At 58.2% G+C, this 14,069-nt stretch carries 11 protein-coding genes and 1 pseudogene; 4 read left to right on the top strand and 8 right to left on the bottom strand.

The window, feature by feature from the left end:
* Positions 1-357 precede the first annotated feature (357 nt).
* Positions 358-1,383: an IS110 family RNA-guided transposase gene (locus ABIA90_RS41700; protein ID WP_354121699.1), complete on the bottom strand. Its 1,026-nt coding sequence runs from the start codon at positions 1,381-1,383 to the stop codon at positions 358-360.
* Positions 1,384-1,563: 180 nt separating this feature from the next.
* Between ABIA90_RS41700 and ABIA90_RS41695 the strand changes: the two genes are divergently transcribed.
* A complete protein-coding gene (locus ABIA90_RS41695; RefSeq protein WP_354121698.1) occupies positions 1,564-2,091 on the top strand; it encodes an ACP S-malonyltransferase in 528 nt (175 codons plus the stop codon).
* A 142-nt stretch (positions 2,092-2,233) separates the two neighbouring features.
* On the opposite strand, the gene ABIA90_RS41690 is transcribed toward ABIA90_RS41695, so the two are convergent.
* The 6 genes from ABIA90_RS41690 to ABIA90_RS41665 all read right to left on the bottom strand — a co-directional run bounded on the left by ABIA90_RS41690 (position 2,234) and on the right by ABIA90_RS41665 (position 8,425).
* Positions 2,234-2,542: an EthD family reductase gene (locus ABIA90_RS41690; RefSeq protein ID WP_354116586.1), complete on the bottom strand. Its 309-nt coding sequence runs from the start codon at positions 2,540-2,542 to the stop codon at positions 2,234-2,236.
* Positions 2,543-2,615: 73 nt separating this feature from the next.
* Entirely contained in the window at positions 2,616-4,070 is a 1,455-nt protein-coding gene (locus tag ABIA90_RS41685) for an aldehyde dehydrogenase (protein WP_354116585.1), read from the bottom strand.
* A 54-nt stretch (positions 4,071-4,124) separates the two neighbouring features.
* A complete protein-coding gene (locus ABIA90_RS41680; RefSeq protein ID WP_354116584.1) occupies positions 4,125-5,048 on the bottom strand; it encodes an alpha/beta fold hydrolase in 924 nt (307 codons plus the stop codon).
* A 30-nt stretch (positions 5,049-5,078) separates the two neighbouring features.
* Complete coding sequence (locus ABIA90_RS41675) at positions 5,079-5,648, bottom strand: cupin domain-containing protein (RefSeq protein WP_354116583.1); 570 nt, start codon at positions 5,646-5,648, stop codon at positions 5,079-5,081.
* Between the two features lie 372 nt (positions 5,649-6,020).
* A complete protein-coding gene (locus ABIA90_RS41670) occupies positions 6,021-7,127 on the bottom strand; it encodes an amidohydrolase family protein (RefSeq protein ID WP_354116582.1) in 1,107 nt (368 codons plus the stop codon).
* 659 nt (positions 7,128-7,786) lie between these two features.
* A complete protein-coding gene (locus ABIA90_RS41665) occupies positions 7,787-8,425 on the bottom strand; it encodes a TetR/AcrR family transcriptional regulator (protein WP_256468614.1) in 639 nt (212 codons plus the stop codon).
* A 1,916-nt stretch (positions 8,426-10,341) separates the two neighbouring features.
* Here ABIA90_RS41665 and ABIA90_RS41660 point away from each other — a divergent pair.
* Complete coding sequence (locus ABIA90_RS41660; protein ID WP_354121697.1) at positions 10,342-11,157, top strand: SphA family protein; 816 nt, start codon at positions 10,342-10,344, stop codon at positions 11,155-11,157.
* An 858-nt stretch (positions 11,158-12,015) separates the two neighbouring features.
* On the opposite strand, the pseudogene tnpC reads toward ABIA90_RS41660, so the two are convergent.
* Positions 12,016-13,185, bottom strand: a pseudogene (gene tnpC / locus ABIA90_RS41655) (IS66 family transposase); the annotation flags it as partial.
* 80 nt (positions 13,186-13,265) lie between these two features.
* Between tnpC and tnpA the strand changes: the two are divergent.
* Together tnpA and tnpB are read left to right on the top strand one after the other, a co-directional pair.
* Positions 13,266-13,688, top strand: coding sequence for an IS66-like element accessory protein TnpA (gene tnpA, locus ABIA90_RS41650; RefSeq protein ID WP_354121696.1), 423 nt, complete (start codon positions 13,266-13,268; stop codon positions 13,686-13,688).
* Positions 13,685-14,038 (top strand): IS66 family insertion sequence element accessory protein TnpB, encoded by a 354-nt coding sequence (tnpB, locus tag ABIA90_RS41645; protein ID WP_247316068.1) that lies wholly within the window; start codon positions 13,685-13,687, stop codon positions 14,036-14,038. The genes tnpA and tnpB overlap by 4 nt, the downstream gene beginning before the upstream one ends.
* Positions 14,039-14,069 lie beyond the last annotated feature (31 nt).

The raw sequence follows: 14,069 nt of genomic DNA, 5'->3' as shown, positions 1-14,069 counted from the left end.
TGATGTCAATTCTCTTTTTTAAAGCCATTCGGCAAGACGGTAGCGCTCGACCCATCGGAGCGGGTCGGGGTTGCGGAGACGGGGCGAGCGCGGCTGGTAGATCGATAGCCAGCTCGGTAGTCGTGGGCCGATTAGCCGTTACCTAAATCTCAATGCGATCAGCTGCCCGTCGCTGGGGTCATGGTCCTTTCCGAGGTCGCAAGCGCCTCATGATGATGTCCGGATCGGGTGCCTCATCGTTTGCAACGGCGTGCGGGCGAGCCCGCCACCAGCCGATTGACCGAGGTCACCACGACCACCGTCCCAGCGGGACATCGCCTGGCCCGGCGGACCGGGCCAGGAACTTGCACAATAAGGTCAGGCCGGCGCGTGGCCCCAGTCGAACGACGTGCCATCGACCCAAATGCAGTGGAGGATCACAGCGATCTTGCGCGCGATGGCGACCTTTGCCTTTTTCATACCGACCCGCTTCGCGAGCTTTATTCCCCAGGCCTTGAGGGAAGACCATTTTTTGGTCCGATAGAGAAGGACGGTCGCGGCCTCGAACAGGTAGGTTCGGAGAAGCCTGTCGCCCCATCGAGATATCTTGCCACTAGTGTCAGTTTGACCAGATTGGTTGCGCCGAGGTGTGAGGCCGAGATAGGCGCCGACTTTCGAAGCCGATCGGAAGCGGGACGGGTCATCGATCGTATGGCGGAACGTCAAGGCAGTCACCACGCCGACACCAGGAACCGTCATCAGGCGACGCGTCGTCTCGTCAGACTTCGCCAATCGGCGGACCTCGTCGTCGAATTTGCCCTGCTGCTGGCAGATATGTTCATGAATCGACAGGAGCGGATCGATCACGCTGAGGAGTCGATGATCTTCGCCCAATAGCTCGCCGACCTGGTTACGGAACTGTCGGCCAATGGCGCGAGGGAATAGCAACCCACATTCCTTGATCAGACTGCGGACCTGGTTCTCGATATCCCGGCGCATGGACACAAGGCGGAATCGCGCGACGAGGATCGCTCGAACCTTCTGGCTCTCCTCGCTCTCGATTTTGACTTCTCGATACCACCCAACCCGCACCAGTTCGGCAAGGCCCCGAGCATCATTCCGATCGCTCTTGTTCATGCGGACCGACAGTGCTGCGTGCGCATGCCTTGCATCGATGCAAACGACAGGGAGTTCAACCCTACGAAGCTCGTGCCAAAGCCAGCTTGCCATCGCGCCCGTCTCAAATCCGATACGCTCCGCCGATGGCGCATGTTTACGAAGCAGCTTGGACAGATCGCCGGGATCAGACTTGGCCTTTCCTTCAAAAATCGCTTGACCATTCTCGTTGACCACGCAAACAGAAGTCTCTCTTTGCGAGACATCCAGGCCGACGTATTGCCTCATGACAGCTCCTCCGAATCGCTTGATTGCGACAGCTCGACGATAACGGAGCTTTCGTGCCCCGAACGCTGACCGCAGCCTGGAGCATTGCGGGAATCTGGACCGCTGACGAGGCCCTGCGACTGACCGAGATTCGCGCGCGACTGATGGACGACACGGCGGGACCGGATGGCCGCCTCGGCTATGTCCGCGGGCTCGACCGGACCACCTTCGACCGCTTGCTCGAAAAAGCACCGTTGCGAGATCGCGATCAAAAATCCGGACCTTCTGTTCGTGGTCGGCGGCGCAGAGCGGGATGTGATCGCGCTCTGCGATGAAGCTGCAGCAGCGGGAGCGCGCAGCGGCCTTCTTGCCGTGAAAATCGCCTCGCACACATCGCGCCTCGCGCAGGCCTGCGCCCCGCTGCAACAGGCGTTCGACGCCAGCAAACGTTTCCCCGTCTCAGGCCAGCGCATCCTGCTCGCGGGCGGCGAACGCATCTTCACGCCAAGCCGTGTAACGGCGAAGCTCGCATGCCAAGTCGCGCACCCCATCGACTGGGCAGCCACGCTGACGGCGCTCTCCGAGCTGGGGACCACGCGTGTTCTGGACCTCGGCCCGGGACATGCGCTCGCCGAGATGGCGCGGGCCTTCCTGCCCTCGATCCGCAGCTATGCAGCCGACGGGTTTCATTCAGTGAATGGCTTACGAAGTTGGATCGCTTCCGAGTAGTCGTGATTGTCGGAAGGATCCTACTTGCGCAGCCAGCACGACCGACTGACGCAGGGACCTTGCATGAAGAGGATTGCGACCGGAAGCACGAGAGCGGCTGACGATTGCAGCAACCGTATATCGTAGTCCAGGTGACACACGATCAGGACTCGAGCTCGATCGAGCACCTCAGAATAATCGGAGGAACCTGCGCGAATCTCGGGACGTCTTGAACTACCGCATGACCTTCCGGAGATTCCATTGCCGCACCTAGCGCTGCGGCATCGGCGAACTCGGCTTCGAACACGCAAAAAACGCTCGCTGCGCCGCCAAGCGAGTGCACATCGAAGCTGTAGCGAGATGTCCGTAGGCCGGGTAACTTACGTACCAGCGGAATGTGGTTCGACACATAATAAGCCTTGAACGCGTCCGGGTTCGGTTGATCCGGATAGAGGACGAAAAGCTTTTCCAATTTAACATCCCTTCTGCGGTTTATGGGAACAGCACTTCAAATCATGTTCCTGGTCAATGGAAGGGTCGGCTGATCAAGCTTTTCCGTCCAATAGCATCGTCTTGGTTTCGAGATATCCGGAGAGACCTTGCTCGCCACCTTCACGCCCGATGCCTGATTGCTTAAATCCGCCCCAAGGCAGCGAGAAGTCGGCTCGCAATCCGTTCTGAGCGACATTCCCGGCTCTCAGCCGCCTGGCGACCGCCGCCGCCGCATCCGCGTCGTGCGTTAAGACCGACGCGTTTAGGCCATAGATCGAGTCGTTTGCGATTCGGATCGCATCATCGGTGTCCTCGCAAGCGATGAGGCAAAGCACTGGCCCGAATATCTCCTCCTGGGCGATCGTCATATTGTTCTTGACGTTTGCAAACAGAGTAGGCTCGAAGAAAAAGCCACTTTCCAAGTGAGGTGGTCTCGCTCCGCCAGTTACGAGAGTGGCGCCCTCTGACACGCCGGTTGCTACGTAGTGTTCGACACGCTCGAGCTGTCGTTTCGTTGCAAGCGGCCCCATCTGCGCTTCAGGGTCATCGGAGTGACCTATGCGAATCTGCTTCATCTCAGCCGCGACCGCTTCCGCGATCGCATCGTGACGGTGGCGGGGTACGATCGCACGCGTCAGCATCGCACATATTTGCCCACTCAGCGTGACTATTGTGTTGGTAAGCGTCTTCGCTGCTTCCTCATCAGAGAAGTCGTCCAGCACAATGGCCGCGGACTTTCCTCCCAACTCTAATGAGCAGCGTCGAATGCTTTCCCCGCAGACCTGCGCAATCTTCCGACCGACTGACGTTGAGCCAGTGAATGCGATCTTGTCGACGCCCGGATTGCGCATCAAGTGGTCGGCCGCTTCGCGCTCGGAAGGAACGAGATTAAGCACGCCGGGGGGCAATCCCACCTCGTCAGCGCATTCTGCGATGATATAGGCTTCGACCGGCGTTTCCGGCGCTGGCTTCATTATCACAGTGCAACCCGCGATCAGGGCCGGCGCAATCTTCGCCGTCATCAGCATGTAGGGAGTGTTCCAGGGTGTGATCGCAGCGACGACGCCCACTGGATCGTGAACGACCCGCGCCAACGTGGCGACGGCGCTCTGCGGATTCATCTCGAACCGGAACTCTCGGCCAATCTTGATAGCATCCAATAAATTTTGAGTCCCGTAGCCAACGACATGGGATGCAAGAGCCGTCGGCCCACCCATTTGCACGGACCAAGCTGCGGCGAGTTCCGGCGCTCGGCGCCCCAATGCATCGGCGAGCCGCTGCACGGCTTCGATGCGTTCGAGTACGGGTCCCGTCGACCACCCTCCCCGGTCAAAGGCCTCACGCGCGGCTGCAACGGCTCGATCCATGTCGCGTGGACCGGCACCAGCGACCCGAAACACGATCTGCTCCGTATCCGGAGACACGATGTCAATTGGGCTCCCATCAAGAGACGGTACCCATTCTCCCCCGATGTAGAGACGATCAGGATGTTTCACACGGAACGTCATTGTTCAGTACCTCCGAACGCGCAAAAAGTCCTCGCCACGCCTAGACCCCAGGCCTCAGCTTGCGCCATTGCTCGACAGGAATGTTTCGATTGCCTTTGCGGTAGCGACGGGATTCTCGAGCTGAAGGGCGTAGTGCCCTTCGATGTCCACCACGTGCGCATCTCGCCAGAAGCCTGCGATTTCGTCAGCCTGCTCGCGCGTGAGTGCGTCGCCCAGGCTGCCTCGCAGAATCAAGACGGGACACTCAACGCGAGCGGCGTATGGCCGCAGATTATAAGTCAAATGACCGAGCCCCTGCGCGACTCGAACCTTATCGTAGCGGGGAACTAGCCGACCACCCTCCAGATGCACGTAGTTGTGAGCGATCCGATGATGAAGCCCCGCATCGGGATCATGAATCCAGGGTCTTCTGGACCGGAGAAAAGAAAATGCCTCCTCTTTCGATCCAAACTCATCGGGATAATTTATCGTGGCGTACATTCCCTCAATGATCTTTTGGGCACTGTCGCGGGTGCCATAGAAATTGGTGAGGTGAGGGCCAGCAATCAGCGCAAGGGCCGACACGCGTTGCGGGTATCGGGCAGCAAATACCTGAGCGACGCGGCCGCCCAGCGAATGCCCGACAAGCACTGCGCGATTGATCCCCAATTCCTGCATGAAGAGATTGAGGTCTTCGGCGTACTCTTGGGCCGAATAGTCCCCATCGGCCTTGTCAGTGTAACCGTGCCCCCGCTGGTCGGGAGCGTAGATGTGAAACTTCCCTTTCATTGCGTCCGCCATCCACTCCCACATGCGACCGTAGCCCAGAGAGGGATGAAGAAAGATCAACGCAGGTTTCGGCCCCGCCCACTCGTAGTAGTGCATCGAAATGCCATTCGGAAGTTTAATGGTAAAGGCACGCGACACTAAATTCCTCCCACTGGCAGCGAGTTCTTCAGCTTTGCGGATTGGCAAAGAGGTCTCGCGTTGGCGCGTCATCGACGAGCGTCGAAGTGACAAGCACGACCTTTACTTTGTTTCGCGCTCGGGCAGCGCAAGAAGCACAAATGCCATCCGGCACATTCTGCCCGATCGATTGGACCAGCTGTGGCTTGTCGCACGCTGTATCAGGACATCGCCAGCCCGCATGAGCGTCTCGCCGACGTCCATCATGGCGTATATCTCGCCCTCGAGAACGATCGCGTAATCCAAGGAAAGCGTCTTGTGGAACCAGGCATGTCGACCAGGCTTCTCGCCCAGGACGCGGTTTTCCGCCAAAAACTTCGCGAGCTTCGCGCTATCGATCTGCTCGTCCGGCGCAAAGTCGGCGATCCTCAAGAGCGAGCCGCCGTCGGAGTGGAATGCAAAGCGGTGCCCCGCCGGCGCCGGGTCATCGCCGGGGGCAATACCGGAGCCCGTGGCCCACACGACCTGACCAGCGCCGGATGAGAAAGTTGGGAAAGCCACGTTTGGCGTAGGCCCGTCGGACACGATCACGGAGCGCCCCTGATCGTCCTCGCCGGTCACGATGCGCCGGACAGGCCGGTACTCACGCTCCGCAATAGGTGTGGACGTTTGCCTTCCCCTTAAATCGCTCATCGCTTTACTCGCTTTACGTTGCGTTGTTGAACTATTTTAGATACGATGCGTTTCGTATTGTCAAGGACCACATCGACCACTCGATAGAGGATGCTTCAATCCCCCTCGATGAGGTGGCGCGAAGACGGGACGCGCCCGCCCGCAAGTGCTTGGGCTGAACTGGGGACATTTCGATCCTGCCCCGCGGAAATCCGGCAATCGATTCACGACGGCAAGGCCGGCCAGCCGAAACAAGCGCGTGACCAGACAATAGAAATATCTCGGGAAGGGGATTAAGACATTGGTCCTCGTACAACTTCCCCTTCTTCGATCCACGCATACCTTTTAGCACAATCGTCACGTGGCCGGAAAAATGACCTCTGCCTTCGATCGCTACGTCTTCAGACGAGGAATGAGTCTTTGCATATTACCGCTTTCCAGCTGCGCCAATTCCTTTTCGTCAAAGAGCTTGGAATCTGAGAGATTCTTCACGTGCTCCGCCATGGTTCGGAAAGGATAGTCGGTTCCGAACACGATCCGTGACGCGGGGACCAGCTGTTTGAGTGCTGTCAGCGAAACAGGATTGGACGCTTGAGCGATGTCGAAATAATCTTCTCTGATCTGGTCTCGGAAGGTCCGTGGGCGCGCGCCCCTGTACGGCGGAATGGTTTCAAGCCAGTCAAACCGCTCGATCAGCGACGGCATGGTGCCGCCGGCATGGCTCCAAATCATCTTGATGTCGGGAAATTTCTCTGCAGCGCCACCGAACGTCCAACGCGCAATCGCTCGAGTCGTGTCGGTGCCGAATTCGATGATGTTCTCATAGATCCCGGGAATGATATTTACGCAGCATGCGGATAGCGTTGGGTGAATATAGACGACCATCTTTCGCCGATTCAGTTCGGCAAAGACACTATCATACGTCGGATCGCCGAGGTATTTGCCGTCGTAGCTAGTCATCAGCACGACACCGTCGGCTTTCAGCTGATCCAAGCTATAAGCGAGTTCGGCGAGGCTGCCTTCTGCATCGACCAACGGAAGCGAAGCGAACATGCCAAGTCTTTTCGGATTGGCTTGCACCAACTTAGCGGCAAAATCATTGGCCTCGCGGGCAAGCCGTCTGCTGCCCGCAATGTCTCCCATCCAGACTCCGGGCGTTGCGACGGACAGCAGCGATACCGAGATGCCGGCTCGATCCATCTCATCGAGATGGCTAGCGATGGACCAATTCGCGGTCGCAGGTAGAATCTTTCCAGCGGGAGCCAGTTCGGCAATGTAGCCGGGTGGCGAGAGATGGGCATGAACGTCGATGCGTGGTGGCGTCACTTGCGCGCCGGCCTTAGGCACAAAGCCAGTCAAGCCAGCGGTTAACGCAGCGGCGCCGCCCGCGAGAAATCCACGGCGATCGATACCACAGTTGCAGCGTGACGGGCGGCATGGATCGACCACTTCTGCGCTGAAAGCATCTCTTCTAGCCGTCGCCCTGGTGAAAACATGCATGACGCTCTCCCAACGATTGTCGCGTGGAATACCCGCAATTCGATTTTTGGATCTAGGTGAAGACCCCAAATGGATTGCATCGATCTGTCGAGCCAAGCACTTCAGCGAACGGGTTCCACAGCCTGAAACAAGCGAGAATTCCAGGCGCTGGCGATCACGCCGAACAACGTTATGCCATCCGTACCCGACCGCGCCAAAGGTCATTCTGCGAAAACGGCTGCGCGGTCCATACTTGGCCTTGCATCTCGCCCAGTGTCGGGCATTTTATATTCTAGTAACGAAACGTATCGTTTCGATTATTACTCGTCAACTGCTCGCCCCCGTTGAGTACTCCAAGGGTCTGAACCGGCTTGATCCCGCCGGGGGCCTTGACGGTTGGCTGCCGATACCTTGAAGAGGTTGCGACGCAGCAAGGCTAGCCTTCCGGCGCGGCCGCAGTCGGCAGTCTGACAGGGCTTACAGCGAAAAGCACCGCCGGCGGCATAGATGCTTTCGAAGAAAGCCACAGAACCGCGCAGGCCGATGCTACAGTGCGCGTTCTTTCGCATGGGGAAGCAGTTGTAACGCGCTCTCCGGGATCAAGCACTAATTTGTCGCCGGCCTCGTGAATGCGCGATTGTTTTCGTCGCGGCCCCCGCTCCCGCTCAGTGCAGATTCAGCTAGGGTTTGCGAGCGGAGCTTTTGAACAATCCGAGCATCGTCTTCGCGTGCCCTTCGGCAAAGGATCTACTTAGTGGAGGACTGCCGAGCAAGAGCCGGAAGTATACCGGAGCATAAAGACATTCCGCCATTACTTTGGCGGGAACATCCTTGCGCAATTCGCCGCGTTTCTGGCCCGCCTCGATAACCCGCAAAACGAGCTCGGATCGATCATCCGCGAATCTTTCGCGGAATGCCTTGAGCACAGCAGGATCATTTTGACCTTCGGCGATGATCTGAGCAACGAGTCGTCCGGACCTGCTGTCGCCATACTCTTTGACCAACAAAACGAGATGAGCAGTAAGGGCCTCGACGGCAGGTAACTCCGAGTCCATTGGAGTACTGACGACGTGGTGCTCCATAAATGCATCAATCACTACTGCGGCTTTCGATGACCACCAGCGGTATATGGTTGCTTTGCTTACGCCTGCCGCTTTTGCGATCGCTTCGATCGTCACCGACTGAATGGTCACCGTGCGCAGCAATCGGAGTGTAGCCGCCAGGATCGCGCGCCGGGTCGAATCGCTACGGGGCCGCCCGCGTAGTCGCTTGTGCGACGCCGACTTCTTCACAGGTGTGGGATGGTTCGGATTTGACATTTCAATCAGTCTATCTTCGTATCCTGAGGCCAGACACGGGCCACCGCTGCGAAAACGGCTGGGATGAAGATAGACGAAGACGTGGCTGAGAAGCTAGTGCTCATCTCGTGGCAATGGAGCAGGCGTGGGATAGTGTAGAGTCAATTGCGCTATCGGTTCGCGATCTAGAGAAGCAGGTCGATCGTCCGTCCAAACCGTCTGGGCACGATGAAAGTGTTTGCCCCAGCTCGTATGCCATCTTGAGCAAGAATCGGGATCGGCTACACGACGACCAGATTTCGAGTTTTCGATGATGTCGTGGCTATGCAACCCATTTCGGGATGCTTCGCTTAGTTCGCAAATTCCCATTTCGATTGTGCTCCGCGACTTCTACCTGCTCCTGCTGTCCTTACTTGGCCAACTCGCTGAACTAGATCAAGTGCCTACCCGCGATCGCCTTCGTCGCCGGAATAGCGATTTCAACTCTCATACCGTCACGCCGACCGCCGCGCGTAACTCCGGTGACTTGCTTCTGAATCCCGACGATGCGCATTTGTCCCGCTATCTCAGCTCGCAAAGGGGGTATGAAAGGAAGCGCATCTCTTATCCAGAACGGTGGGATCGTCCTTCCGGATTCTGTACGGTGTCCGGGCGAACCGGAAGCTCGGATCAGAAAACACTCTTCCGCGGTCGAATCGAAGATCGGAAAAGGTCCGACGACAGCGCAATCTATGAGGTTCGGTGACATGCACTGGAGCTCTCGCTTGCTCTTTATGGCATCGTTCGATCCAGGTTCTTGGGCGCATCCGGACCAAGATGAAGGCTGGATGCTGATCGAGCGCAAGTTTGCGGAGTCCACCTATATGGGCGGCCGCCACCAAGCCGAGCGCATGGACGGCTGCGTCGCCGTACCAATAAGGTTTTACATCTCGTCCACTTGTGCTATCGTTCGCATTACGTCGCGAGAGAGCTTGCGGTTTAGCGCTGACCCAGCAAGCAGTGGGAGGTCGCGTTCCTCATGCTCATTATTCCTCGTCAGATAAAAGCGGCCCGCTCGCTAATCGGATGGGAGCAATGCGAACTCGCGAGGAACTCGGGCGTGGCGATTTCGACAGTACGACGCTTGGAAGCTCTCGACGGCGCGATACGCGCGCGAAGTCGGACGATCGAGAAGATCCGAAGAGCGTTCGAGAACAGCGGCGTTGAATTGTTGGGGGATCCAAGTCCAGGCGTTCGATTGAGGCCTGGTTGCGGTTAGCTGACAACAATTCGCTTCAAACGAAGCGAATTCGGCTGATGACGCTAAGCTGCGTGAGCCCTTCCCGTGCTGCAATCAACAGCTAAGCCGCGCGTAAGAAACAGGAATGGCGTTCGGATGCATGCTTGCGCGAGCAGCGCACCCGGTTGATTTTCTCGTTATCGACGACTGACGCTCTGCCTGATCGACAAGCTAGCGGGATATAGCATGTTGCGGCTTTGCCTTCTCAGGCGAGTTTTGGCTATTCGCGAGCTAGCCCCCGCGGCCGATCGTCTGCGCTCACGACGAAGTGCAACCACGCCCAATTCGAGATATTGCCGTGGGCGGTCCTAAGAGCAGATATCTGGACGCAAGATTGCTCGGTGTTCGGCCGGTCGGTCGGTCCGGCAAATAGCAGCGGCTAGGATCCTCGCTTTTGTCCGTTCCCAATCAGGCGAATATCCCGCGGCGGCGCGCCCTCGTGGCCACCTCTAACGCGCACCGTCTTCCGCATAAAGGTCTTCCAACGCGGGCTGAAATTAGTTGTGAGATACAAGATGTTGCGATTTTGCCAGCCTTCTTATTAGAAAAACGATACGACTCGGTTATAATTGATGGAATTCCGATGTTGTGCTCCCTTGTGATTAGCCGACCTCAAAAAAAAGTTGGAGGAGGCGATACTCATATGGGGAGGACGAAAATGATTTTGAGGAATGCATCTGTTACTATGTTGGCGCTGGCTCTGTTTGTGCCAACTGCAGCTGAAGCTTATGAACTTCGCTACCCCGGTTGGGCACTAAAGCCGGGCATTACGCTGGGGTCAGGTTCAGCTGGCACCCCGCCTGCAGGCGTTTACATGTTCAATCAATGTTCGACCTACCAAGCGAAGTTGGTGGGACCGACCGCACCAAACGTTGGCGGAACTCCGACGGAGATTCACCAAGCGGCCGCAGCAACAGGTATTCTCTTCGTTCCTGGATGGCAGTTCTTGGGAGCAACTTACGACGCCGTAATCGTCCAGCCATTTATTGAGGCTTCCGCCACTGCCCCGGTCAACTCATCAGCTGCGGGAATGCACAACACATACATAGTGCCAGTCGAGTTGAGCTGGAAACTCGGGCAGAGCGGCTTCTTTGCAAAGGCAGGCTTTGGTATAACGGCTCCGACGGGTTCGATCTCGGGTCCCACCGGCTTGGCAAATTGGGGCAATCCCTGGTGGACATTCCACCCCTCGTTTGTGGTGTCGTATCTGAAGGATGGCTGGAATTTTACAGCGAACATGTTCGCAGAGCTCAACACTCGCAATACGATCACCGACTACAGGAGCGGAACTGTCTTTCACGCCGAATTCACAGCTGCCAAGACGATCGGCAAATGGACTTTCGGTGCTATCGGATACTACGCGGGACAGGTTGCCAGCGATCAATCGAGCGCATTTTACAACAACGTAATAAATAACGGTCATACGATATCTGGGCAGCTGGCGGTCGCGTTAGCTACGATTTTGGACCCGTAGCTCTGAATGTGTGGGGCCTCAAGGAACTTTCGACCCACGTCGTAGGCGCCACCCCGAACGTCGGAGTTGCGTCCAATGGGTATACTATTCTTACTTCGCTCAGCTACCGATTGTGGTCGCCCGATCCTCCGACTACCCCGAAAATTCCGTTGATCAATAAGTGAGTGTAGCAATTGTTGAGTGACGTCGCACGTCGCAATCGGCCGGTTTGCTAAACCACTGCATTGCGAAACGCGGATGAACTCCACGTACCCGACAGTGCCACACAACACCACGGGCACCGCGATAAACTCGCTGCTAGCGGATCGCCTTACGCGCTCGCGCGATGTCATCCCAAGGAAAATTGCGCCGAGGGGTAACTTGGGGAAGCTTTAAGCGTCTCAACCACTACATGGCCAATGCCAGCGGCGCGCCAGTCATGGCCGCCGCTGTTGGCGTTCGTGTCGCCCTCAATAGGCAGCTACGGGACGCACCACCACTACTTCAAATATGATTGGATGAAAGAAGCCTGGCGGCGTCAACGCCGCCGTATCCGTATCGTCCAACCCAAATATCCCACGGCCTATGATCGAGCCACATAGAGACGTCACGCTCACCGCGAGAGTCTCGAGAGCCTAAACTTCGTTAAATGTCTCGCTGACCCAGTCCGCTACCTAGTCACGCAGGATCGTGCCATTGTCGGCGCCGAAATGCTCCACCTCAAGATCGTCTTCGGTCGTGACAAACAATTCCCGCTTCGGGCTTCGGATTGCCTGATCGTACGTCTGTTGCGCGTATTCAAGGTACGCATACGACGAGGACCGTCTGATTGACGCATGCGCGCGGGCACAATGAGCTCTATGATCGGTGGGGTAAAGGTCAGGCGGCCTGCTGACCGGCGGGCTTATCGGCTTGGCGCAGGAGCTTCCATTCCCAGGGCAGCAGTTCGTGCAGCCGCGACGTGGGAAGATCGGCGATCCGGGCGAGGACGTCGGCGAGCCAGGCCTTGGGATCGACGTCGTTGAGGCGACAGGTCGTGATCATCGTCAGCATGATAGCGGCACGGTCGGCGCCACGCTGGCTACCAGCGAAGGTCCAGTTGCGCCTTCCCAAGGCAATGCCTCTCAATGCACGCTCAGCGCAATTGTTGGTCAAGCAGATCCTGCCATCGTCGAGGAAGCGGGCGAAGTCGTCCCAGCGCCTAAGCATGTAATTCATAGGCTTCAGAACCTCAGAGGAGCGCGAGAGGGTTTCGCGCTCGCGGAGCAGCCAGTCGTGCATGTCGTCGAGAAGCGGCTTGCTTCTCTCCCGGCGTACGGTACGCCGCTCGTCAGCATTTCGGCCGTTGATGGCGCGCTCGATCTCGAACAGGGCGTCAAGACGCCTGACCGCCTCCAGCGCGATCGGGGAGACAGGTTTGCCTTTCTGTCCGTCCCGGGCGGCTTTCTCGATGTCAGCCAGCTCGAAGAATCCCCGCCGCGCATGGGCCAGGCAAAATGCCGGCGTGATCGGCATCGCTTTCCCTTTTGGGTCGAACAACGGCTCGAAGCCGCTATAGCAATCCGCCTGCAGGATACCGGCGAAGGCGGCCAGATGCTTCTGGGGATGTTCGCCCCTTCGGTCGCCCGAGGCGTAATAGACCGCCGCCGGCGGCGCAGGTCCGGCGAACGGCCGATCATCCCGCACATACGTCCAGATCCGGCCGGTCGTGCACTTGCCCTTCGCCAGGATGCGGATGGTGGTGTCGTCGCCATGAAGGCGTTCGGCCGCGAGCACATGACGCTCGATCAGCTGGAACAGCGGCATGACGGCGAACGTTCCGTGGCCGACCTGGTCGGCCAGCGTCGACAGCGGCAGGTCGATCCGCTCGGCCTTGAAGCGCACGCTCTGGCGATTGAGCGGGATATGCATGCCGAACTTGTCGAACAGGATCGTCGCCAGCAATTGCGGACCGATGAAGCCGCGCGGCGTGGCATGGAACGGTGCCGGCGGCTGGCTGATCTTCTCGCAATCGCGGCAGGTGAACTTCTCGCGTACTGTCTCGATCACCGTAAGCGCGAAGCCGATACCCTTGCTTCAGAATTCGAATGAACGTGCGAAGAAGCCTCCGACTAGGACGGAGGTTTGGGATGGGATTGGACAGCAAAAAGGACGTCCATTTGGACGGCTCGTCGGTAGGGCCGGTGAGCCGGCTGGAGGTCCTTGAAGGACCGTCGGGACGCCGCGTGCGTTCGGAGGCTGAGAGAGCTCGGATCGTCGCCGAGAGTCTGCTACCCGGTGCCCAGGTGTCCGAGGTGGCGCGCAAGCACGGAGCGACGCGCTGGCAGATTTACGATTGGCGACGGCGCTTTCGACAGCGAGGCATGTTGCCGCCGTGCGAGGCGTCGCAGCCGACATTCGCGCCGCTGGTCGTGGAAGGTGCGTTAGAGGAGCGTCACGTTCCGGCGATCAAGCTTGTGATAGCGATCGGCGATGTCGTGGTGCGGACGGACACGGCCATAGATGGCGAGCAGCTGTCTCGGGTGATCCGCGCGGTACGAGCGTCACGATGATCGCGCCCGGTGCTGATCTGAAGATTTACATGGCGACGCGGCCGATTGACTTCCGCTGTGGCCATGATGGGCTTGCTGCGAAGGTGCAGGAGATGCTTCGTCTCGATCCGTTCAGCGGTGCAGCCTTCGTGTTCCGATCGAAACGAGCGGACCGGATCAAGATTTTGGTCTGGGATCGAACGGGCCTAGTGTTGGTGCACAAGCGCCTCGAAGGCTGCAAGTTCGTTTGGCCAACGATCGCAGACGGCGTGATGCGCATATCGCCGGCGATGTTCGCAGCCCTGTTCGAGGGGCTGGATTGGAGGTTGGTCCGCCCGCAAGAAGCGCGGCGTCCGCAGGCGGCGGGATAACTGCGGCAGAGTGACTCGGAAGGTATTTTGC

The sequence above is a fragment of the Bradyrhizobium sp. LA6.8 genome, from assembly GCF_040547935.1.
GTDB lineage: Bacteria > Pseudomonadota > Alphaproteobacteria > Rhizobiales > Xanthobacteraceae > Bradyrhizobium > Bradyrhizobium barranii.
This window is presented reverse-complemented; position numbering and strand designations above follow the sequence as displayed.